This is a genomic window from Methylobacterium sp. Leaf466 (genome assembly GCF_001425565.1).
Classification (GTDB): Bacteria; Pseudomonadota; Alphaproteobacteria; order Rhizobiales; family Beijerinckiaceae; genus Methylobacterium.
The window spans coordinates 244,413-265,368 of the sequence record NZ_LMRC01000012.1; the positions used below are offsets into that span (position 1 = coordinate 244,413).

The following is a 20,956-nucleotide window of genomic DNA, read 5'->3' on the forward strand; positions in this document are numbered from 1 at the left end:
CCTTCAGCTCCGGATCAGGCCGCGCTGGCCGAACAGCGGCGAGCGGCCCGCGGCGGGGTTGCGGCCGCCGTAGTAGGTGGCGACGGTCGTCACCTCCTCGGCCGAGCCGAACACCAGCGGCACCCGCTCGTGGACGCCGGTGGCGGCGATGTCGAGGATGCGGCGCTCGCCGTCGGTTGCGCCGGCGCCCGCCTGCTCCATCAGCATGGCGACCGGGGCCGCCTCGTAGAGGAGGCGCAGCCGCCCCTGCGCATAGCCTTTCCGGTTGTCGCCCGGATACAGGAACACGCCGCCGCGCATGAGCACGCGCTGCGCGTCCGCCACCAGCGAGCCGAGCCAGCGCATGTTGCAGTCGCGGTCGCGCGGGCCCTCGGTGCCGCGCAGGCAATCCTCGATGTAGGCCTTCACGGGGGTGTCCCAATGGCGGGCGTTCGAGGCGTTGATCGCGTATTCGTTGCTCTGGGCCGGGACCGTGAGCTGGGGGTGGGTGAGGCGGAAGGCGCCGGCCTCGCGGTCGAGGGTGTAGATCTGCGTGCCGGCACCCAGCGTGACCACGAGGGAGGTCGCCGGCCCGTAGGTGATGAAGCCCGCCGCCAACTGCGCCGTGCCGGGATCGGTGAAGGAGGCGATCGGGTCGCCGGCCCGCACTACCGCGGGGCGGATGCCGAAGATGGTGCCCACCGCCATGTTGACGCCGATGTTGGACGACCCGTCGAGGGGATCAATCGCCACGGCGAGCGGCGCGCCGGGGTTCAGCACCATGACCCCCTCGGCCTCCTCGGAGGCGACCTCCGCCACGGGCGCGCCGCGCAGCGCCTCGGTGAACCGCTCGTGCGCGAGCACGTCCAGCGCCTTCTGCACGTCGCCGTCGCTGTTGTGCTCGCCCTGCGCGGCGAGGTCCCCGCCCAGCGCGCCGCGGCCGATGACCGCGCTCACGTCGATCGCGGCGGCGGCGCAGGCCGCGATCACCGCGGCGACATCCGCCATCCGTGCGTCCGCCGCCACCGCCTGCGCGAGGCAGGCATCGAGGTGGGTGCCGATCTCTTGAGACGCTGTCGACATGAAATCCCGTCCCTCTCATACCATTCGGACGCCGGAGACACCGCCCGCCCGTTTCCGCGTCGAGCACCTCGCCGTGCCCGTCATCTGACCTGCGGGCTTAATCGGCGGGCCGCATGAGGCAAACCCTCGCCGATAGGAATTCTGAAAAAACTTGCGGCCCTTCCCAAAAAAACTAAGAACCGCCGCATGCGCAACCTCTCCCTGAAGCAGCTCCAGGCGGTCGCCGCCGTATCCCGCCTCGGCACCATGACGCGGGCGGCCCAGGAGCTCAACGTCACCTCCGCCGCGCTCTATGCCCGCATCCGCCAGCTCGAGGAGGAGGCGGGGCTGCTCCTGTTCGACCGCACGCCCACGGGCCTGAAGCCCACCGACGCCGGTCGCGAGATGCTCTGGGCGATCGACAGCATCAACACGGTGCTGGAGACCTGCGCCGAACGCCTCGAGATCCTCAAGGGCGGCGGCGGCGGGCGCGTGGCGATGGGGGTCGTCTCCACCGCCAAGTATTTCGCGCCGCAGGTGATCGCCGGGTTCTGCGCCCAGAACCCGGCCGTCGAGATCAACCTCGCCGTCGGCAACCGCGGCGACACCGTCGACGCCCTGCGCAACTACGCCATCGATTTCGCGATCATGGGACGCCCTCCGCGCGACTTCGCCATCGAGGCGGAGACCTTCGGCGCGCATCCGCTGGTGCTGGTGGCACAGCCGGGACATCGCTTGGCCGGCCGCTCGGGGCTGACGCGGGCGGACCTGTCGGACGAATCCTTCCTCGTGCGCGAGGAGGGCTCGGGCACCCGCACGGTGTTCGAGGAGTTCATGTCCGGCGTCATGATCAAGCGCGCCAAGCTCGGGATCGATTCCGCCTCCAACGAGACGATCAAGCAGGCGGTGATGGCGGGGCTCGGGATCGCGCTGATCTCAGGCCATACGGTGGCGGCGGAGGTCGGGAGCCACCGCCTGATCCTCCTCGACGTCCACGGGCTGCCGATCCGGCGCGACTGGTACGCGGTCCGCCGCGCCGACAAGGTGCTCGGCCCGGCAGCCGCCGCCTGCTGGGACTTCGTGGTCAAGGAGGGGGCGCGCTGGCTGCCCACCCTCGACACCTCCGCCGGGCGCGCGCCCTCGGGGTTCGAAGCGTGAGCACAGCCGGCATCGTCATCCTCGGTGCGGGCCAGGCCGGGTTCCAGGTCGCCGCATCCCTGCGCGAGGGCGGATTCTCCGGCCCTCTCGCCCTCGTCGGCGACGAGCCGGGCCTGCCCTACCAGCGCCCTCCCCTCTCCAAGGCCTACCTGGCCGGCAAGGTGGACGCGGCCGGCCTGGCGCTGCGCGCGCGGGATTATCTGATCGAGCACCGCATTGACCATCGGCCGGGATCGCGTGCCCTGGCCATCGACCGGGTGGCGCGCCTCGTCCACCTCGATGGCGCCGCCCCCCTCGCCTACGACCATCTCGTCCTGGCGATGGGCTCGCGCAACCGGTCGCTTCCGCTCGCCGGCGCGGACCTCGCCGGCGTTCACCAGCTGCGCTCGCTCGCCGATGCCGACCGCTTGCAGGCCGACCTCGCGACCGCGCGGTCGGTGGTCATCGTCGGTGCCGGGTTCATCGGTCTCGAATTCGCCGGGGTCTGCGCCGCGCGCGGTCTCGGGGTCCATGTCGTCGAGGCCGCCGACCGGCCCATGGCTCGCGCGGTCTCGTCCGAGACCGCGGCCTTCTTCCGTGCCGCGCACGAGGGTGCCGGGGTCCGGTTCGCCTTCGGCGCCGGCCTCCGGTCGATCGCCGGGCGGGACGGCCGGGTCGCAGCGGTCGATCTCGCCGACGGCACCAGCCTTCCGGCCGACCTCGTCCTGGTCGGCATCGGTGTGATCCCGAACCAGGAGATCGCCGCGCAGGCGGGCCTCGCCACCGCCGACGGCATCCTGGTCGACGCTCTCCTGGCCACCGGCGATCCCGCCGTTTCGGCGCTGGGGGACGTGGCCCGCTTCCCGTCTCGCTTCGCCGCCGGACTGCCGGGCGGAGACGTCGTGCGCATCGAATCGGTCCAGAACGCGGTCGACCAGGCCCGCTGCCTCTCCGCCCGCCTCCTCGGCAGGCCGGCGCCTTACGACGCCGTTCCGTGGTTCTGGAGCGACCAGGGCCCGCACAAGCTCCAGATCGCCGGCCTGTCGGCCCCCACCGACGAGGCGGTGGTGAGACCGGCCTCCACCGGCTTGTCGGTGTTCCGCTACCGGTCCGGCCGTCTCAGCGCGGTCGAGACGGTCGATCGCGGCGCGGACCACATGGCGTCTCGCCGCATCCTCGCCCTCGGCCTCGACCTGACGCCGGACCGGGCGGCGGATCCGGGCTACGACCTCAAGGCGCTCGCCAAGGGCGGCGCCTGACTTCAGCGATCGTTCTCGGTGGTGAGGTCGTCGGCCCGGGTTCCCTCGTCCCGGCCGCGCCGGCTCAGGCTGACCCCCGGTTCGCTGCCGTTGCTGAAGAGGATGCCCGCGGTCGTGAGGGCGCTCTTGAGCGCCTCGACCTGACCCGACGGCATGTTGCCGTAGCCGGCCTCGAAATCGTGGATCGTCTCCTCCGAGAAGCCGATCTTGCTCGCGACCTCGGCCTGCGACCACCCGAGGAGCGCCCGGGCCGCCCGCGCCTGGGCGGGGCTGATGACGGCCAGCCCGATACCGTCCTGTGCGCTCTCGTCCGATCCGGCCACGTCGCCCACTCCGTCCTGTTGCGGTGATGTCGTCCGGACAACGAGGTCACGGCCGGATCGTTCAGAGTCTTTGGGCCACCGCGTGCGGTAACGCCGGCCGCGTCGATGTTCGAGGGCAATGGAAATCGAGGCGGGAGAGATCGCGAAAAGCACGGGTCGCGCCCTTGACCATATTTGTGCTGGAATCTTATCCGATGGGCGACGCGATCCGGTCGAAGACAACGACACGGGCGCCCGCGTCGTCGCGCCGATCCCGGGCATCGGACGATCGACGCGCTGCCGGCGACAGAGGAGGCCGACCGATGAAAGCAATGCTGAGCACCGCCATGGCCTGGGCCATCGCCGGCGCGACCCTCATGGCCGGCCATGCCGCCCAGGCGCAGATGAACAACAACGTCACCGGCTTCGGCAAGGAGAACCGCGAGAAGCCCGAGAAGAAGCAGTACGTCCCCGCCGCCAAGGCGCAGGAGAAGATCTTTCCGCTCGATTCCACCTGGACCGCGGTGAGCCTGAACGGCAAGCCCTTCAACGGCAACGACCGGCCGAGCTTCATCATCGACAAGCAGTACCGTGCCCGCGGCTACGGCGGCTGCAACACCTTCGCCGCCACCGCCTTCCCGCTGAAGGACCAGAACCTCGCGGTCGGCCCGCTGGCCCTCACCAAGAAGCCCTGCGACAAGGGCGTCGGCGCCTCCGAGCAGGACTTCTTCATCGCCCTGCGTACCGCCGGGGCATGGGACATCGTCGGCTCGCAACTCATCATCAAGAGCCAGAAGGGCGAGCTGCGCTTCGACCGCGCGCTCTGAACGGACCGGCCGGGGCGCTTAACCGCCCGTTGACGACGATCGACGGTCCGGACCGTCGATTCATCCCCCCTCAACCCGATCGGCGCCTTCCTCAGTCCCATGACGGGATCGCGGCGCATGATCGGTTTATCCTCGGACGGCACCGGTGGCGCGGGCGTCCTGCGGCACGGCTCGCGAGAAGCGTCGCGCTACGTCTTCGTGGCGAGCGTCGACCGGATGGCCGCCTGGATCGCCGCGGCGACGCCTGTCCTCGCGACGCTGATCGTGTTGTCGGTGCTTTGAGACGGATGGACGATCCCGCCGCCATGGTGGCCTGACGGCGTTGCGCCCCATTCTCCACGTCATCTCCGGCCTGCGCACGGGGGGCGCCGAGACCATGCTGGTCGCCCTCTGCCGCTCGCTCCAGGCGCGCGGCCTGCCCCAGCACGTGGTGAGCCTGACGCGGGGGGGCGAGAACGCCGAAGCGCTGGCCGCCGCCGGCGTCACCGTTCATGTCCTCGCGCCGGGAGGGCTCGCCGGGGCTGCGGCCTCGCTCCTGTCCCTGTCGCGGCTGATCCGCCGCCTGCGGCCGGCGGTGATCCAGGGCTGGCTCTATCACGGCGATCTGTTCGCGGCCCTCGCCCACCGGCTGGCAGGGGCGCCGCGCGGCAGCCTCCTGGCCTGGGGATGGCGCAATTCCGACATCGACCACGCCCGTTACGGACGCCTCCTGCGGATCGGCCGCGCCCTGTCCGGCTGGCCCGGCCTCGTCGTCTCCAACAGCCAGGCCGGTGCCGATTTCCACTGCGGCCTCGGCTACCGCCCACGCCGCCTCGCGGTGATCCCCAACGGTATCGACACGGTGCGCTTCCGTCCGGATACGGCGGCCCGAGCCGTGATCCGGGCGGAACTCGGCATCCCCGAGGATGCGGTCGTGGTGATCCACGCCGCCCGGCTCGACCCGATGAAGGACCACGGCGCCGTGCTCGCCGCCGCCGCGCTGGTGCCGCAGCTACGGTTCGTCCTGGCGGGTGCGGGTACCGAGACACTGGCCCTGCCGCCCAACGCCATCGCCCTCGGGCGCCGTGACGACCTCCCCCGCCTCTATGCGGCCGCCGACATCGTCCTTTCGACGTCCGCCTTCGGCGAGGGCTTCTCCAACGCCCTCGCCGAAGGCATGGCGGCCGGCCTGGTGCCGGTGGCGACGCGGGTGGGTGATGCCGCCCTCATCCTCTCCGGAAACGGCCGGCTCGTCCCGCCCGGCGATCCCGCCGCCGTGGCCTCGGCTCTGGCCGACCTCGGCGCCCTCGCCCCGATCGCCCGCCGCGAGACCGGGCTTGCGGCCAGGGCCCGGATCGTGCGCGCCTTCGGCATCGACGCGATGGCCGCAGGCTTCTTGGAAGCCTGGATGCAGGCGGGAGCCAGCCTCGACCCAGCGGCGGATCGGGGTCGGTAGATCGATCTCCTTCAAATCCCCAATCGATCGCAACAGTTCTTCTACGGTCGCGGAAAAAGCTTATCGATACAGAAGGTTGTTGTCGTTCCCGCAGTGTTGGCGATTGCCTCCCGCGGGGCGACGCGATATCCCGGCGCCTTCCGATCTTCGGACGGGTCGCCCGCGCGGCGGCCGTCCCTCCAGGAGCATCAGACCCCATGGCCGAGACGTCCTCTTCCGCCAAGGTCGGCCACGGCCGGATCTATGGTTCGATCACCGAGACCATCGGCAACACGCCCCTGGTCCGCCTCAACCGCATCACCAAGGAGCGCGGGATCGAGGCCGAGATCCTGCTCAAGCTCGAGTTCTTCAACCCGATCGCCAGCGTGAAGGACCGCATCGGCGTCAACATGATCGACGCCCTCGAGGCATCGGGTCGGCTCAAGCCCGGCGGCACCCTGGTGGAGCCGACCTCCGGCAACACCGGCATCGCCCTGGCGTTCGTGGCGGCCGCGCGCGGCTACCGCCTGATCCTGGTCATGCCCGAGACGATGTCCCTGGAGCGTCGCAAGATGCTCGCTTTCCTCGGTGCCGAGCTGGCGCTGACCCCCGGCCCGCAGGGCATGAAGGGCGCGATCGCCAAGGCCGAGGAGCTGCTCGCCGAGATTCCGGGCGCGGTGATGCCCCAGCAGTTCTCGAACCCGGCCAACCCGGAAATCCACCGCAAGACCACCGCCGAGGAGATCTGGAGCGACACCGGCGGGCAGCTCGACGCCTTCGTCGCCGGCGTCGGTACCGGCGGCACCATCACCGGCGTCGGCTCGGTGCTCAAGCCGCGCCTGCCGGGCCTGCGGGTCGTGGCCGTGGAACCGGTGGATTCGCCCGTGATCTCCGGCGGCCAGCCCGGCCCGCACAAGATCCAGGGCATCGGTGCCGGCTTCATCCCGGAGAACCTGCACCGCGACGTCGTCGACGAGGTCATCACGGTCTCCAACCAGGAAGCGTTCGATACCGCCCGCCTGGTGGCGCGGCTCGAAGGCATTCCGGGCGGCATCTCCACCGGCGGCAACGTCGCGGCCGCCCTCAAGCTCGCCGAACGTCCCGAGTTCCGGGGCAAGCGCATCGTCACCGTCGCCTGCTCGTTCGCCGAACGCTACATCTCCTCGGCGCTGTTTGAAGGCATCGGCTGAGGGACGTCCCGGTCGAGCCTGCCTCGGCCGGGTCGCCGGCTCCATGCGGACGGAGCCGGTCGTCGTCGGATCGACCGCGCCGGCCGGAGAAATCCGGCCCGCGCCTTGCATATGACCGGTACGGCCGAGGGCATCGTGGTCCGATGACGCCGACCGACGAGCGAAATGGACCGCTCAGTCCCCAGCCGACGGTGCGTGAATACGAATTTGCCTTATGGCAGCGCAGGATGGCGCATGATTGATCAGCGCATTCCGCAACGCAGTAACCCTCTGTTAGACGTCTGTGCCGTTATTTGGAACGGGCATCGTTGCGGCCGCGAGGCGGCGGGCACGGTGCAAGACGCGGGGAGCGGTGATGCTGGCGCAGGATTTCCTGACGTTCCATGAGGCGTCGCGGCGCGGCGGCGTGATCCTGTCCTTCGGTGGCGACCTCTCCGAGAACGTCCTATTCTCGCTCGGCGAAGTCCTGAAACTGCGCATGAGCCAGGGCGAGACCGACGCCTCCGTCGCCAAGCGGGTGTTCTCGATCTTCGTCGAGCAGGCGCAGAACATCATCCGGTACTCGGCCGACAAGCTGCCGCGGCCGCAGGACAAGGCGCCCGGCCCGAGCGGCCTCGTCAGCGGCGGCATGATCGTCGTCGGCGTCGAGGAGGGCCGGTTCTTCGTCGTGTGCGGCAACGAGGTGCCGCAGGCCGACGTGCCGACCCTGAGGAGCCGGCTCGCGCACATCGTCGGCCTGTCGAGCGAGGAGTTGAAGCGCTTCTACCGCGAGAAGCTGCGCCAGGCGCCCGACGAAGGCAGCCTCGGCGGCAGCATCGGCCTCATCGAGATCGCCCGGCGGTCGAGCGCGCCGGTCGAGTACGACTTCCACGACATCGCCGGCGACCGCTGCCTGTTCTGCCTCAAAGCCTATATCTAGACGGTGGTTCTGCGATGGACAGAATTCAAATCCCCGCCACCGATCGATCGCCCGCGGTGGACTTCGATTTTTCCGCAGGCCTGCTGCGGATCAGCGGCGAATCGTACCCGGAGGATGCCGCGGCCTTTTTCGGGCCCCTGCTGCAATCGCTGCGCGCCTATCTCGGACAGGGCGGCGAGAACGCGGTGACGGTGGAGGTCGCCCTGGCCTACTTCAACAGCTCCAGCGCGAAAGCGCTCATGAACCTGTTCATGGCGCTCGAAGACGCCGCCGCCGAGGGCCGGCCGGTGGCCATCCGCTGGTTCTACGCCGAGGGCGACGACACCATCCAGGAAGCCGGCGAGGATTTCGCCTCCGATTTCTCCTACGGCAGCTTCGACCTCGTAACGGCGCCGCAGGCCGAGGAGGCACACCGATGAGGGCGAAGGCCGGTGCGGCGATGGTCCAGGCTCCCGTCGTCCAGGGGCCCGTCGTCCAGGGGCCCGTCATCCAGGGTCCTGCCGTTGAGGAATTCAGCCTCTACGATGCCGAGGAGGCCGTCCTCGTCAGCACGACGGAGATGCTGGCGGGGCTCACCGAGATGGCCGGGGGGGTCAGGAGCCTCGCCGATTCCTACCGCCGCAGCCTGCGCGAGCAGAAGCGCCTCGTGCGCATGAGCGACCGCATGCAATCCGAATTGCAGAAGGCCAACCATTGCCTGGCCGAGCAGCGACGCGACCTCCAGTCGCTCAACGAGGCCTTGGAAGGCGAGATCCGGCATCGCACGCGCCTCGAAGGCGAGCTGCGGCGTCTGGCCGACATGGACGACCTCACCGGCGCCCATGCCCGCCGCCACTTCCTCGAGGTCGGCGAGCGCGAATGGGCGCGGCATCGGCTCTCGCAGGCGCCGATCTGCGTCCTGATGCTCGACCTCGACCGTTTCAAGCGCCTGAACGACGGTTTCGGCCACGGCGCCGGCGATGCCGCCCTCAAGGCGTTCGTGGCGGCCTGTCGCGACCGCTTGCGGCCCGATGACGTCATCGGGCGGATGGGCGGGGAGGAATTCGCCGTGCTGCTTCCCGGGGCGGACAGGCTCACGGGGCTCGCCGTGGCGGAAACCATCCGCGAGGCTGTCGCCGCGACGGAGGTGGCCTGGGACGGCGCGACGCTGTCGATCACCGTGAGCGTCGGTGCCGCGGCGGCCGTGGCGGGCGAATCCATCGAGGCGGCACTCCGCCGGGCCGACGCCGCGCTCTACTTCGCCAAGCACACCGGCCGGAACTGCGTCTGCGACGCCGCCGAGCCGATGCCCGGGATGGTGTGACGCCGATGACCGACGCGCCCGACCTCGCCCTCGATCCGGTCCCGCGCCGCAACCGCTCGCTCCGTGGCGGCGGCCCCTTGAGGGGCGACGATTTCGTCGCGCTCGCCGGCTTCGCGGACGTGGCGGGCGAGGCGACGGAGACGGGCATGCGTCCCGGCGCCTTGCGCGGCGCCGCGCGCGGCCGCGACCTCGACAGCCTCGCCCACACGCTGTTCCTGCGCATCTATCCGGTCATCGCGGTGGTGGTGCTGGCGACCCAGATCGGGACCGCCTGGGTGAACTACACGGACGCGATGCGCCTCTACGGCGAGCGTGCGACCCTGCTCGCCACCCTCACCGCCCGGGCGATCGGCCGGCCCGACTGGGCCGCCAACCCGAAGATCTACCGGCCGCAGGTGCAGGCCCTGGCCCTCGACCCCGCCTTTCGCTTCGCTCGGTTGACCGACGCCGCCGGCGCCCCTGTCATGACCATCGGCGAGACTCCGCGGACACGCAGTTGGGACACCGTCCAGACGGTGGCGGAGCTGACCGTCGCCGGCGAGCCGGCGCCGGTGGGTACCCTGACCCTCGGGCTGTCGACGGAGGCCCTGCGCGGCAATGCCGAGAAACAGGCGCTGATGGCGCTCGGGGCCAGCCTGATCCTGATGATGGCCTTCGTGCTCACCCTGCACGCCAATGTCCGCCGCCACGTCCTGACGCCCCTCAAGCGCCTGCTCGCCGCCATGCGCGAGGTCGAGCACAAGCGCTGGGTGTCGGTGGACCTCGGGGGCGCCGCCCGCGCCAGCAACGAGATCGACGTGATCTCGTCGGCCTTCAACCGCATGGTCGACGGCCTTCGCAGCGGTGACGAGGCCCGGACCCTGCTCGCGCAGCTCGAGAGGGCGCATCGCGACCTCGAAGGCGCCAATCGCCTCGTGATGGAGAGCATCGGCTATGCCCGCCGCATCCAGACCTCCGTGCTGCCGGACCGCCTCGCCCTCAGCGAGGCGGGGGTCGAGGTCGCCGTCCTGTGGGAGCCGCTCCACCTCGTCGGCGGCGACTATTTCTGGCTGGAACAGTTCGACGACCTCAGCATCGTCGTGGTGGCCGATTGCACCGGCCACGGCGTGCCCGGCGCCTTCATCACACTGATCGTCGCCACCGCCCTCGATCGCATCCTGCACGAACGCGGCCTGCGTTCGCCGGCGGAGATCCTGGCGGCCCTCGACGGCATGGTGCGGACCCAGCTGCGCCAGGACGGCCGCGGCTCGGATTCCGACGACGGCCTCGATTGCGGCATCTGCCTGTGGAATCGAGCGGACGGCACCCTGCGGTTCGCTGGTGCCGGCCTGTCGCTGACCGCCATCGGACCCGGCGGCGCCGTCCGGATCAAGGGCGGGCGACGCGGCATCGGCTACCCGCGCCACGGGGAGACGATGCCGGATGTCGCGGACGTGACGGTGCCCGTCGAGCCCGGCCAGGTCTTCTACCTGATGACCGACGGCATCTGCGACCAGATGGGAAACCCGCAGGGCGGTGGACGACGCCTCCTCGGTCACAGGGGAGTCACGGACATCCTCCTCGACGTGCGCGACCGGCCCTTGAGCGCTCAGGTGACCGCCCTCGACGACGCCTTGACGGCCTATCGTGGCGGCGAGGCGCGTCGTGACGACATGACCCTGGTGGCCTTCAGGCCGGATCCCGAGGCCGTCCGTTCGGCCGGCTGACGGTCGCTCCCGTCTCGGAGCGACGACGCAGGGGAGCAACCCCGATGGACCGGCCCGGGTTGTCCTCCCGATAGGAGATCGATCCGATGACCGATGGCACCACCCCGACCAAGACCGACGACGCCGAGGCCCGCGCCAAGACCCTCGCGGATGCCGCGCGCACGGCGGATACGGATCTCGACAAGAACGAGGAGGCTTCCGAGGCGATCGATCGGGCGACCGCCGCGGTCGGCCGGGACGAGGGCTGAGCCATGTCCGGCAAAAGCGTGACCCCAAGCGCCACCGTCACCCGCAAGCCCGACGATGTCGGTAAGGAGGGCGATCCCGCCGTCGGCGGCGGCCATGCGACGCCAGAGCAGGCCGCCCTCACCAGCCAGGGCACGGGCGGACGGTCCGACGCCGACCGTCGCGACGAATGGTCGGAGAACGGTCCTGCCGGCCGGGCGCCGGTGCCCGTGGGCGGTTCGTCCCAAGGCGAATCCGACAAGACGATGGCCCGTCCCGGCGGTGAAGAACGCCGGATCGTCGACGACCACGAGACCGGGAAGACGAAGGACGGAGGTTTACATGATCGACGAGAATAAGGCCGCCGAGCCACCGCCGGGCAAGGCACCGGCGCCGAAGAAGGAGCCGGTCAACATTGCCCCCGATGCGGTGATGGACCCTAACGAGAAGACGGACGGCAAGCCGGGCCATGGGCCGAAGGGCGAACCGTCGTCGGATGGCGAGACCGACCCGGGCGGCAGCTGAAGGCCTTTCCGGCGGCTCGGAATCGAAAAAGGCCGGGCTTTGCGCCCGGCCTTTTGTCTCTCATACCATTTCCAGCTGATCACTTCGTGATGCGGAAATGGGCTTCGCTCAGGCGCCGCGCGGGCTCGGTGAGACGGTTCCGCTTGATCCAAGCGGAAACCGTCTCAGACGTCGGCGTCTGCCCGGATCAGGCCACCGCTTCCTTCGAACGCTCGAAGCGCTTGCGCTCGTTGGGGTCGAGGTGGATCTTGCGCAGGCGAATGGACTTGGGCGTGACCTCCATCAGCTCGTCGTCCTGGATCCAGGCGAGGGAGCGCTCCAGGGTCATGCGGATCGGCGGCGTCAGGCGCACGGCCTCGTCCTTGGAGGTGGTGCGGATGTTGGTGAGCTTCTTGCCCTTGAGCACGTTCACCTCGAGGTCGTTCTCGCGGTTGTGCTCGCCGATGATCATGCCCTGGTAGACCTTGGCGCCGGGCTCGATCATCATCGGACCGCGATCTTCCAGGTTCCACATGGCGTAGGCCACGGCCTCGCCCTTGTCGTTGGAGATCAGCACGCCGTTGCGGCGGCCGGGCATCTCGCCCTTGTAGGGCTCGTACGCCTTGAACAGGCGGTTCATGATCGCGGTGCCGCGGGTGTCGGTCATGAGTTCGCCCTGGTAGCCGATGAGGCCACGGGTGGGCGCATGGAAGACGAGGCGCAGGCGGTTGCCGCCCGAGGGCTTCATCTCGATCATCTCGGCCTTGCGCTCGGACATCTTCTGCACGACCACGCCCGAGTATTCCTCGTCGACGTCGACCACGACTTCCTCGACCGGCTCGAGGATGCCGCCGTCCTCGTCCTTGGAGAGCACCACGCGCGGACGCGACACGGCGATCTCGAAGCCCTCGCGGCGCATGGTCTCGATCAGGATCGCGAGCTGCAACTCGCCGCGGCCCGAGACGTAGAAGGAGTCCTTGTCGGCGGCCTCCTCGATCTTGAGCGTGACGTTGCCCTCGCCCTCCTTGAACAGGCGGTCGCGGATCATCCGGCTCGTGACCTTGTCGCCCTCGGTGCCGGCCAGCGGCGAATCGTTGACGATGAAGGACATGGTGACGGTGGGCGGATCGATCGGTTGGGCCTGGATCGGCGTGTCCACCTGCGGGTCGCAGAAGGTGTCGGCGACGGTACCCTTCACGAGGCCGGCGATGGAGACGATGTCGCCCGCCTCGCCGAGGTCGATCGGCGCCCGCTCGAGGCCGCGGAAGGCGAGGATCTTCGAGACGCGGCCGGTCTCCACGAGCTTGCCCTCGCGGTCCATCACCTTGATCGCCTGGTTCGGCTTCACGGTGCCCGATGCGATGCGCCCGGTGATGATGCGGCCGAGGAAGGGGTTGGCCTCCAAAAGCGTGCCGAGCATCCGGAACGGACCCTCCTCGGTCTTGGCCGGGGGGACGTGCTCCAGCACCAGATCGAACAGGGGGGCGAGGCCGTCCTCCTGCGAACCGTCGGGTGAGGTCGCCATCCAGCCCGAGCGGCCCGACCCGTAGAGGATGGGGAAGTCGAGCTGGTCGTCGGTGGCGTCGAGCGCCGCGAACAGGTCGAACACCTCGTTGACGACTTCCGTGATGCGCGCATCCGGACGGTCGACCTTGTTGATGGCGACGATCGGCTTGAGGCCGATCTTGAGGGCCTTGCCGACCACGAACTTGGTCTGCGGCATCGGGCCTTCGGCCGCGTCCACGAGCACGATCACGCCGTCGACCATCGACAGGATGCGCTCGACCTCGCCACCGAAGTCGGCGTGACCGGGGGTGTCGACGATGTTCACCCGGGTGTCCTTCCAGACGACCGAGGTCGCCTTGGCGAGGATGGTGATGCCGCGCTCCTTCTCGAGGTCGTTCGAGTCCATCGCCCGTTCCTCGACCCGCTGGTTGTCGCGGAAGGAGCCGGATTGCGACAGCAGCTTGTCGACGAGCGTCGTCTTGCCGTGGTCGACGTGGGCGATGATGGCGATGTTGCGCAGCTTCATGGGGTATCCGAAGCGAGTCGAGCCCGTCACGCGACAGACCGCGGAAATGCGGCCGGCAACGCCGGGTCCTTCAATCGAGCTATCGCGCCGCAATATAAGGTCGCGCCCCATCCGGCAAGGGCAGTGTCGGCATCGCCCCGCGACGGGCCGCGGTTTCGCGGCACCGGAGGACGCGCCGTCCGGCACGGGCAGCGTCGGCGATCGACGTTCACGAATGCGTTGATTGCCCCGTCCCAGGACCGCGAGAGGTCGACGCGTTAACCATCCGGTAACCATGCGGGACGTCAATGATTGGGTAAGGAATCGCGAGAGACCGTGACCCAGACCTCCCCCACCCGCCGTGCCGTCCAGATTCGGGGCCGGGCCTTCAAGGCCCTGATCCTGACGCCGGCGACGCCCATCGACGACTGGTTCGTCGATATCGACGCTTCGCTGAGGCGCTCGCCGACCCTGTTCGACGGTCGCCCGGTGATCCTCGACGTGGCGACCCTGGCTCCCGACCGGCTCGGCCTGCAGGCCGTGCTCGCCGGGCTGACAGCCCGCAAGATTCGCATCCTCGGCATCGAGGGTGCGGCCCCGGCCCTCTCCGACCTCGCGTTCCCCCCTCTCCTTTCCGCCGGCCGGCCGGTGGCGACCATCGAGATCCCGGTCGAGCCCTCGGAGGCCGACCTGACATCGCTGGTCGTCGAAGGCTCGGTCCGGTCCGGTCAGTCGATCGTCCACCGCGGCGGCGACGTCACGGTGATGGGGTCCGTCTCCTCGGGGGCGGAGATCCTGGCCGGCGGCTCGATCCACGTCTACGGCGCCCTGCGCGGCCGGGCCATCGCGGGTGCGGCCCGCAACCCGCGCGCACGCATCTACTGCCGCAAGTTCGAGCCCGAACTCCTCGGGATCGACCGCCTCGTCCGCACCGCCGAGGACATGGGACCGGCCTTCCGCGGACGTTCCGCGCAGGTCTGGCTCGACGGCAGCGCCATCAAGATTGCAGCTCTGGAATAAGGGAACAGACCCACGATGGCCAAAATTCTGGTCGTGACTTCAGGTAAGGGCGGCGTCGGCAAGACGACCACCACGGCCGCCCTCGGGGCGGCACTCGCACAGGGCGGCGCCAGCGTCGCCGTGGTCGACTTCGACGTCGGCCTGCGCAACCTCGACCTCGTCATGGGGGCCGAGCGCCGGGTCGTCTACGACCTCATCAACGTCGTGAACGGCGACGCCAAGCTCAACCAGGCCCTCATCCGCGACAAGCGGCTCGAGAACCTGTCGCTGCTCCCGGCCTCGCAGACCCGCGACAAGGATGCCCTCACCGATGCCGGCGTCGCCCGCGTCATGGAGGAACTGCGCGAGAAGTTCGACTGGGTGATCTGCGATTCCCCCGCCGGCATCGAGCGCGGCGCCACGCTGGCCATGCGCCACGCCGACCTCGCCGTGGTGGTGACGAACCCGGAGGTGTCCTCGGTGCGCGATTCCGACCGCATCATCGGGCTCCTCGACTCCAAGACGGTCAAGGCCGAGCGCGGCGAGACGATGGAGAAGCACCTCATCCTCAGCCGCTACGACCCCTCCCGCGCCGAGCGCGGCGACATGCTCAAGATCGACGACGTGCTCGAGATCCTCTCGATCCCGCTGCTCGCCATCATCCCCGAGAGCATGGAGGTCCTGCGCGCCTCGAACGTCGGTTGCCCGGTGACCATGAACAACCCGCAGAGCGCGCCGGCCCGCGCCTACATCGACGCGGCCCGTCGCCTCAACGGCGAGACCGTGGCGATGACCGTGCCCTCCGAGAAGAAGTCGTTCATGGACAAACTGCTCATGCGGAGGGCGGCATGAACCTGTTCAACATCTTCAGTCTTTTCAACCGCCGCCCCACGGCGCGGGTCGCCCGCGACCGGCTGCAACTGATCCTCGCCCATGAGCGCGCCGGCGCCGGCGGCTCGGACCTCGTGCTGCTCTTGCGCGAGGAGATCCTGGCCGTCATCGCCAAGCACGTCACGGTGGAGCGCGACAAGGTCCAGATCCGCCTGGAGCGCGGCGTCGGGGTCTCGACCCTGGGCGTCGACATCGAACTGCCGGTTCAGGTCAGCGGCCGCCTGGCGGCGGCGTGAGGCCTGTATCCTCCATGCACCAACGCATCGCGGCCTGACGCCGCGATGCCGACCGAAGACGCCAAGCACCGCGCCAAACGCTTCAACGAGGGTGTGAAGCTATTGGCGACGCTGTTCAACTCCCTGTCGATCGCAACCTTCGGCGCAGCCTTCGTGGTGCCGTTCGCTCAGCGTCATCTCGACGTGTTCCGTGACGGCGGTTGGGTTTTGCTTTCCGCTGCCACAAGCCGACATCTCGTCGGACAGATCACGTTGCGCTTTGTCCGGTCGGAGGATTGAACGCCATGACCTACGGTTACGCGCGCCAGGTCGCCGGCGTCGCCCTGGCGATTTCCGTCATCGGCTTGACCTCGGTCTGGATCGCGGCCCGTAACTTCGATCGTAACACCCGGGCGATCGAGGATCGCGGTCGCGCCGACCGGCGACCGTAAGACCTCACGCGCCGATGAAGACGCCCGCGATGGTGGCGCTCGTCAGGTTCGACAGGGTGCCGGCCAGAATTGCGCGCACGCCGTAGCGCGCCACCTCGCCCCTGCGCTCGGGCGCCAGCGCCGAAAAGCTCGCCAGCTGCACGCCGATCGAGGCGAGGTTGGCGAACCCGCACAGCGCGAAGCACAGGATCGCGGTCGTGCGCGGATCCAGCGTGCCGGCCGCCAGGGTCGGCGAGAGCTGCGCATAGGCCAGGAACTCGTTGAACACGATCTTCTGGCCGATGGCGCCGCCCACGAGCTCGGCCTGCTCCCAGGGCACGCCCATCAGCCAGGCCAGCGGCGCCAGGGCGACGCCGAGCACCCCTTCGATGGTCAGGGCCGGATAGCCGAACAGGCCCGCACCCCAGCCGACGATCCCGTTGAGGAGCGCGATGAGCCCGACGAAGGCGATCAGCATCGCTCCCACCGAGACCGCCACCGCGAGCCCCTTCTGGGTGCCGTCGGCCGCCGCCTCGAACACGTTGGTGGCACGCCTCTCGCCGAACTCGACCCGGGTGGTGGTCACCCGCGTCGGCTCCGTCGAGGGGACGAGGATCTTGGCGTAGAGGAGCCCGCCGGGGATCGCCATGACGCTCGCCGCCAGAAGGTAGGTCATCGGCACGCCCAGCGCGGCGTATCCCGCCAGGATCGAGCCCGCCGTGGAGGCCGCCCCGCTCGACATCACCGCGAACAGTTCGGCCCCCGTGAGCAGCATCAGGAACGGGCGCAGCGCCACCGCGATCTCGCTCTGCCCGATGACGACGGTGATCACGGCCGAGAAGGTCTCGATCGGCGAGGTACCCAGGAGGCGCTGCAGAGCGGCCCCGAGGACGCGGGCCAGGGCCTGCATCACCCCGAAATGGTACAGGAGCGCGATCAAAGCCGAGACGTAGAGGATCGGCGGCAGGATGCGCAGGGCGAGGATGAAGCCCGAGCCACCGAAGAGTTCGAGCATCCTGGGTTCGACGAGGGCGCCGAACAGGAGCGCGACCCCGCGGTCGCCATAGCCGAGGACGGTCTGGACCAGACCGGCGGCCGCCTCGAGGCCGGCCCGCCCGGCCGGTAGGAACAGGACGAGGGCGCCGAGGGCCACCTGAAGCCCGAGCGCGGCGAACACGATCCGCGGCCGGATCGCCCGCCGGTCGGTGGAAAACAGCACGGCGACGCACAGGAGGAACGCGAGGCTCGCACCGGCATGGATCAACTTGTCGGTCATGGTCCCCCACCCGGCCCGTCTACGGCGGCCATGGCGGAGCCAGCAAGCGCGATGCCGCGGGAAACGGGAACAGGCGCCGGCATTCACCCGTTATGGTCAAGCTGCGCCGTCGTTCCGGCGCTCCATCGATCGAAACGGAGTCAAGCCATGAGCCTGATCGGACGCCTCGTCACCAAGATCCTCGGCACCGAGGACCGCACCGTCGTTCGCGACACCCGCAATTCCGATTCGAGCAACGCCATCGGCCGGCTCGTGACGAAGCTCCTGCGGAAGTGATGTCGGCGCTGTGACGGAGACCGCGCCGGGCGTCACGCCGCCCGGCGCTTGCTCTTTTTCTCCCGGCCCTGGCCCGGCGCGCTCTTGCCGGCCCTCGACCGGTCGAGGACGAAACGGGCGTAGTCGTCCATGTCGCCGGCGAACGGCTTGACGGTGTTGTCGGCCGCCAGCCAGAGCCGATCGGCGACGAGTTCCATCAACGAGCGATCGTGGGTGATGAGGATGACGGCGCCGCCGTAGTCGTTGAGGGCGTCAAGAAGCGCGCGGCGGCTGTCGATGTCGAGGTGGTTGGTTGGCTCGTCGAGGATGAGCAGGTGCGGCGCCTGCATCGCCACGAGGTTGAGGAGCAGCCGCGCCCGCTCGCCGCCGGACAGCGAATCGACCGTCGTCTCCTGCTTGTCGAACCCGAGGCCGAAGCTCGCCAGCTTGGCACGGCGCGAGGACTCGCTGTCGTCGGGCCGCTCGCGCCGGATGATGGCGAGCGGCGTGTCGTTGGGGTCGAGGGCCTCGATCTGGTGCTGGTGGAACCACCCGACCTGGACACGGCCCTCGCGTACCATGCGCCCGTCCCGCACCCGCAGCGCCCCCGCGGCCATCTTGGCGAAGGTGGACTTGCCGGCGCCGTTGACGCCGAGGAGCCCGATCCGGTCGTCGACGTCGAGCGTCAGGTTGAGGTCCCGCAGCACCGGCGCATCGTCGCCGTAGCCGATGGTGGCGTCGGTGAGGTGCATCAGCGGCGGCGCCAGCGGGCGCTTCGGCGACGGCAGGTGGAAGGGCGCCACGTGCTCCTCGATCGTCGTGGCGATCGGCTCCATCTTCGCCAGCCGCTTCATGCGCGACTGTGCCTGGGCGGCCTTGGAGGCGGAGGCCTTGAAGCGGTCGATGAAGCTCTGAAGGTGCGCGCGTTCGGCCTCCTGCTTCACCTTGGTCGAGGCCTGGAGCCGCGCCTTTTCGGCCCGGCGCTTCTCGAAGTCGTCGTAGCCGCCTGTGTAGAGTTCGAGCTTCTCGCCCGCGACGTGGAGGATCGCGTCGACCGAGTTGTTCAGGAGCTCGCGGTCGTGGCTGATGATCAGCGCCGAATGCGGGTAGCGCTTGAGGCGCGCCTCCAGCCAGAGCGCGCCTTCGAGGTCGAGATAGTTGGTGGGCTCGTCGAGCAGCAGCATGTCGGGCTCAGCGAACAGCGCGGCGGCGAGCGCCACCCGCATCCGCCAGCCGCCGGAGAACTCCGCCATCGGGCGGGCGAGGTCCGCCACCGAGAACCCGAGGCCCGCCAGGATCTCGCCGGCACGGGCCGGGGCCCTGTCGGCATCGATCTCGATGAGCCGGCCGTAGATCTCGCCCATACGCTCGGGCTCGGCGGTCTCGAGTTCGAGGTTGAGGGATTCGCGCTCGAGGTCGGCCGCCAGGATGGTGTCGATCAGGCTCACCGGTGTCGCGGGATGTTCCTGGTCGACGGAGGCGATGCGGGCGGTCTTGGGCAGGGACACCGTCCCGCTGTCGGGCTGGAATTCGCCGAGGATGATCTTGAACAGGGTCGACTTTCCGACCCCGTTTCGCCCCACGAGGCCGACCTTGGAGCCCGGAGGGACGGAGACGCTCGCCCGATCGAAGAAGCGGCGGCCCCACGCGTTGAAGGTCAGGTCTTCGATCTGGAGCATGGCGGACAATCAGGAGCGGCAGGCGGGCCGAGGGGCCGGCCTTGTCGCGCGTTCCTATCGCAGCGCAGCATGATGTGCGAGGCCCGCCGTCGCGGGTCTGGTCACCGCGCGGCGACGATGGCCTTGACCAGCGGCGCGGTCGGCACGGTCCTGAACCAGAACGAGCCGGTGCGGCCCTTCTCGTAACCGTCCTGGTAGAGTTTGCGCATGTAGCCGGTGTCGAAGCCGCGCGCCGCGGTGGTGTTGGGCGCCGTCTCGTCGATGTAGGTCAGGTTGAAGCCGATACCGTTGGCACGGGTGAAGGCGTAGGTCGAGGCGAGGGTGGCGCGGCTGCGCGAGCGGCTGGCGGTGGTGAAGGACCGCTCGACGATGGAGAGGGTGTTGTTCTGGGCGAGGTCGAATTCCGGCTCCAGGCGCCCGTTGATGACCACGTAGATGTCGGATTTGCCGACCTTGCCGCGCAGGCTCCCGTCCTTGAGGAGGAACGACTGCGGCAGCGTGAACACCGGCGTCACCACCGACCCGTCGACATGCATCTCCTGGAAGGCCTTGGGGCCGTCCTGGACGTCGATGAGCTGGGGCGGGAACACCGCGGGGATGCTGGCCGAGGCGGTGAGCACGTCCCGGAACAGGCCGACCGCGTTGGGGCCGCCGCTCGTGGCGATGGCGCCCATGTTCCAGATCACCGCCCGTTGCGAATCGAGGTTGGTGGTGACCACGAGGAGCCGGCGACCCTTGCCGTGGGCCTCGGCCACCGCCACGAGGAGGTCGGGGGTGACGAACCGGCCGACGAGGTCGCGCAGGCGCCCGTCGCCGAACAGGCCGGAGCCGAACAGGACGTTGGTGACGCTCGGCGATTGCACCAGGGTCGAGGCGATGCCGCTCGTGTAGATCTCGGTGAGCGTCGCGTCGTAGGCCGGCCCCAGGAAGGCGAAGGGCGCGATCAGCGCGCCGGTGCTGACCCCGGACACGAGCGAGAATTCGGGCCGGGTGCCCGAGGCGGTCCAGCCGTTGAGGATGCCGGCGCCATAGGCACCGTCGCCGCCGCCGCCGGACAGGGCGAGGTAGGCGAAGCGCGACGTCTTGGCGTCCTGCCGGGCCACCATGCCGTTGAAGGTGCTCTCGGAGGCATCCGCATAGGCGCGAACGCCCGGGTCCATCCCCGGCAGCACCGCCGCGGCGGCCTGCTCGGCTGTGTAGCCGACGCGGGGGATCGAGGAACAGGCACCCACCTGTGCCGCGACCATGCCCGCCACGAACGCGCGGACCCAACCGGAGCGGCGAACCATCGTCATTCTCACGCGTCCGAAGAGCTTGCGTTCGTTGCGACCGACGTGGGGCCGGGTCCGGAACGAGCTTGACCATAGTACCG

The 20,956-nt window shown here is 69.5% G+C and carries 25 protein-coding genes; 19 read left to right on the top strand and 6 right to left on the bottom strand.

What is annotated here, in order from left to right; translation table 11 throughout:
* Positions 1-3 precede the first annotated feature (3 nt).
* Complete coding sequence (locus tag ASG59_RS07435; protein ID WP_056407809.1) at positions 4-1,062, bottom strand: class 1 fructose-bisphosphatase; 1,059 nt, start codon at positions 1,060-1,062, stop codon at positions 4-6.
* A 186-nt stretch (positions 1,063-1,248) separates the two neighbouring features.
* Here ASG59_RS07435 and ASG59_RS07440 point away from each other — a divergent pair, with 186 nt between their 5' ends.
* Together ASG59_RS07440 and ASG59_RS07445 are read left to right on the top strand one after the other, a co-directional pair.
* A complete protein-coding gene (locus ASG59_RS07440) occupies positions 1,249-2,199 on the top strand; it encodes a LysR family transcriptional regulator (RefSeq protein WP_055885837.1) in 951 nt (316 codons plus the stop codon).
* A complete protein-coding gene (locus ASG59_RS07445) occupies positions 2,196-3,437 on the top strand; it encodes an FAD-dependent oxidoreductase (RefSeq protein ID WP_056284220.1) in 1,242 nt (413 codons plus the stop codon). The genes ASG59_RS07440 and ASG59_RS07445 overlap by 4 nt, the downstream gene beginning before the upstream one ends.
* 2 nt (positions 3,438-3,439) lie before the next feature.
* Here the strand turns inward: ASG59_RS07445 and ASG59_RS21220 are convergent, their stop codons facing one another.
* Positions 3,440-3,760 carry a helix-turn-helix transcriptional regulator gene (locus tag ASG59_RS21220; protein WP_244472386.1) on the bottom strand — a complete coding sequence of 107 codons (321 nt, stop codon included), beginning with the start codon at positions 3,758-3,760 and terminating at the stop codon, positions 3,440-3,442.
* Between the two features lie 302 nt (positions 3,761-4,062).
* Between ASG59_RS21220 and ASG59_RS07455 the strand changes: the two genes are divergently transcribed.
* The 11 genes from ASG59_RS07455 (at position 4,063) to ASG59_RS07500 (ending at position 11,848) form a co-directional block, all read left to right on the top strand.
* A complete protein-coding gene (locus ASG59_RS07455; RefSeq protein WP_056284223.1) occupies positions 4,063-4,566 on the top strand; it encodes an META domain-containing protein in 504 nt (167 codons plus the stop codon).
* 117 nt (positions 4,567-4,683) lie between these two features.
* Positions 4,684-4,848 (top strand): hypothetical protein, encoded by a 165-nt coding sequence (locus ASG59_RS07460; protein ID WP_156399149.1) that lies wholly within the window; start codon positions 4,684-4,686, stop codon positions 4,846-4,848.
* Between the two features lie 40 nt (positions 4,849-4,888).
* Positions 4,889-6,001, top strand: coding sequence for a glycosyltransferase (locus tag ASG59_RS07465; RefSeq protein ID WP_056407814.1), 1,113 nt, complete (start codon positions 4,889-4,891; stop codon positions 5,999-6,001).
* Between the two features lie 197 nt (positions 6,002-6,198).
* Positions 6,199-7,170: a cysteine synthase A gene (cysK, locus tag ASG59_RS07470; protein WP_055885853.1), complete on the top strand. Its 972-nt coding sequence runs from the start codon at positions 6,199-6,201 to the stop codon at positions 7,168-7,170.
* A 355-nt stretch (positions 7,171-7,525) separates the two neighbouring features.
* Positions 7,526-8,089 (top strand): SiaB family protein kinase, encoded by a 564-nt coding sequence (locus ASG59_RS07475; protein WP_056284234.1) that lies wholly within the window; start codon positions 7,526-7,528, stop codon positions 8,087-8,089.
* Between the two features lie 14 nt (positions 8,090-8,103).
* Positions 8,104-8,508, top strand: coding sequence for a DUF1987 domain-containing protein (locus ASG59_RS07480; RefSeq protein WP_056284237.1), 405 nt, complete (start codon positions 8,104-8,106; stop codon positions 8,506-8,508).
* Positions 8,505-9,392, top strand: coding sequence for a GGDEF domain-containing protein (locus tag ASG59_RS07485; RefSeq protein WP_244475660.1), 888 nt, complete (start codon positions 8,505-8,507; stop codon positions 9,390-9,392). The genes ASG59_RS07480 and ASG59_RS07485 overlap by 4 nt, the downstream gene beginning before the upstream one ends.
* A 5-nt stretch (positions 9,393-9,397) precedes the next feature.
* Positions 9,398-11,098: a SpoIIE family protein phosphatase gene (locus tag ASG59_RS07490; protein ID WP_056407817.1), complete on the top strand. Its 1,701-nt coding sequence runs from the start codon at positions 9,398-9,400 to the stop codon at positions 11,096-11,098.
* A gap of 86 nt (positions 11,099-11,184) precedes the next feature.
* Complete coding sequence (locus ASG59_RS20380) at positions 11,185-11,346, top strand: hypothetical protein (protein ID WP_156399150.1); 162 nt, start codon at positions 11,185-11,187, stop codon at positions 11,344-11,346.
* 3 nt (positions 11,347-11,349) lie between these two features.
* The gene (locus ASG59_RS07495; RefSeq protein ID WP_200938210.1) at positions 11,350-11,682 is read left to right on the top strand and encodes a hypothetical protein; all 333 of its coding nucleotides are present in this window, start codon (positions 11,350-11,352) and stop codon (positions 11,680-11,682) included.
* Positions 11,666-11,848: a hypothetical protein gene (locus ASG59_RS07500; protein ID WP_056284243.1), complete on the top strand. Its 183-nt coding sequence runs from the start codon at positions 11,666-11,668 to the stop codon at positions 11,846-11,848. The genes ASG59_RS07495 and ASG59_RS07500 overlap by 17 nt, the downstream gene beginning before the upstream one ends.
* Before the next feature lie 187 nt (positions 11,849-12,035).
* Here ASG59_RS07500 and typA read toward each other — a convergent pair whose 3' ends face one another.
* Complete coding sequence (gene typA, locus ASG59_RS07505) at positions 12,036-13,859, bottom strand: translational GTPase TypA (protein WP_055885865.1); 1,824 nt, start codon at positions 13,857-13,859, stop codon at positions 12,036-12,038.
* A 315-nt stretch (positions 13,860-14,174) separates the two neighbouring features.
* Here typA and minC point away from each other — a divergent pair, with 315 nt between their 5' ends.
* From minC to ASG59_RS20385, 5 genes are read left to right on the top strand one after another with little or no spacing between them, the layout of a single operon-like run.
* Positions 14,175-14,858: a septum site-determining protein MinC gene (minC, locus tag ASG59_RS07510; RefSeq protein ID WP_055885867.1), complete on the top strand. Its 684-nt coding sequence runs from the start codon at positions 14,175-14,177 to the stop codon at positions 14,856-14,858.
* Between the two features lie 15 nt (positions 14,859-14,873).
* A complete protein-coding gene (gene minD / locus ASG59_RS07515) occupies positions 14,874-15,689 on the top strand; it encodes a septum site-determining protein MinD (RefSeq protein ID WP_055885869.1) in 816 nt (271 codons plus the stop codon).
* Positions 15,686-15,964 (top strand): cell division topological specificity factor MinE, encoded by a 279-nt coding sequence (gene minE, locus ASG59_RS07520; protein ID WP_055885872.1) that lies wholly within the window; start codon positions 15,686-15,688, stop codon positions 15,962-15,964. The genes minD and minE overlap by 4 nt, the downstream gene beginning before the upstream one ends.
* A 45-nt stretch (positions 15,965-16,009) precedes the next feature.
* Positions 16,010-16,243: a hypothetical protein gene (locus tag ASG59_RS07525; RefSeq protein ID WP_056284246.1), complete on the top strand. Its 234-nt coding sequence runs from the start codon at positions 16,010-16,012 to the stop codon at positions 16,241-16,243.
* 5 nt (positions 16,244-16,248) lie between these two features.
* Positions 16,249-16,395 (top strand): hypothetical protein, encoded by a 147-nt coding sequence (locus ASG59_RS20385; protein WP_156399151.1) that lies wholly within the window; start codon positions 16,249-16,251, stop codon positions 16,393-16,395.
* Between the two features lie 4 nt (positions 16,396-16,399).
* On the opposite strand, the gene ASG59_RS07530 is transcribed toward ASG59_RS20385, so the two are convergent.
* Positions 16,400-17,650 carry a nucleoside transporter C-terminal domain-containing protein gene (locus tag ASG59_RS07530; protein WP_056407820.1) on the bottom strand — a complete coding sequence of 417 codons (1,251 nt, stop codon included), beginning with the start codon at positions 17,648-17,650 and terminating at the stop codon, positions 16,400-16,402.
* Positions 17,651-17,797: 147 nt separating this feature from the next.
* Here ASG59_RS07530 and ASG59_RS07535 point away from each other — a divergent pair, with 147 nt between their 5' ends.
* On the top strand, positions 17,798-17,926 hold the full coding sequence (locus ASG59_RS07535; protein ID WP_055885879.1) for a hypothetical protein: 129 nt from the start codon (positions 17,798-17,800) through the stop codon (positions 17,924-17,926).
* Positions 17,927-17,958: 32 nt separating this feature from the next.
* On the opposite strand, the gene ASG59_RS07540 is transcribed toward ASG59_RS07535, so the two are convergent.
* Positions 17,959-19,584 carry an ABC-F family ATP-binding cassette domain-containing protein gene (locus ASG59_RS07540; protein ID WP_056407823.1) on the bottom strand — a complete coding sequence of 542 codons (1,626 nt, stop codon included), beginning with the start codon at positions 19,582-19,584 and terminating at the stop codon, positions 17,959-17,961.
* 101 nt (positions 19,585-19,685) lie between these two features.
* Positions 19,686-20,879 carry a patatin-like phospholipase family protein gene (locus ASG59_RS07545; RefSeq protein ID WP_156399152.1) on the bottom strand — a complete coding sequence of 398 codons (1,194 nt, stop codon included), beginning with the start codon at positions 20,877-20,879 and terminating at the stop codon, positions 19,686-19,688.
* Between the last annotated feature and the right edge of the window lie 77 nt (positions 20,880-20,956).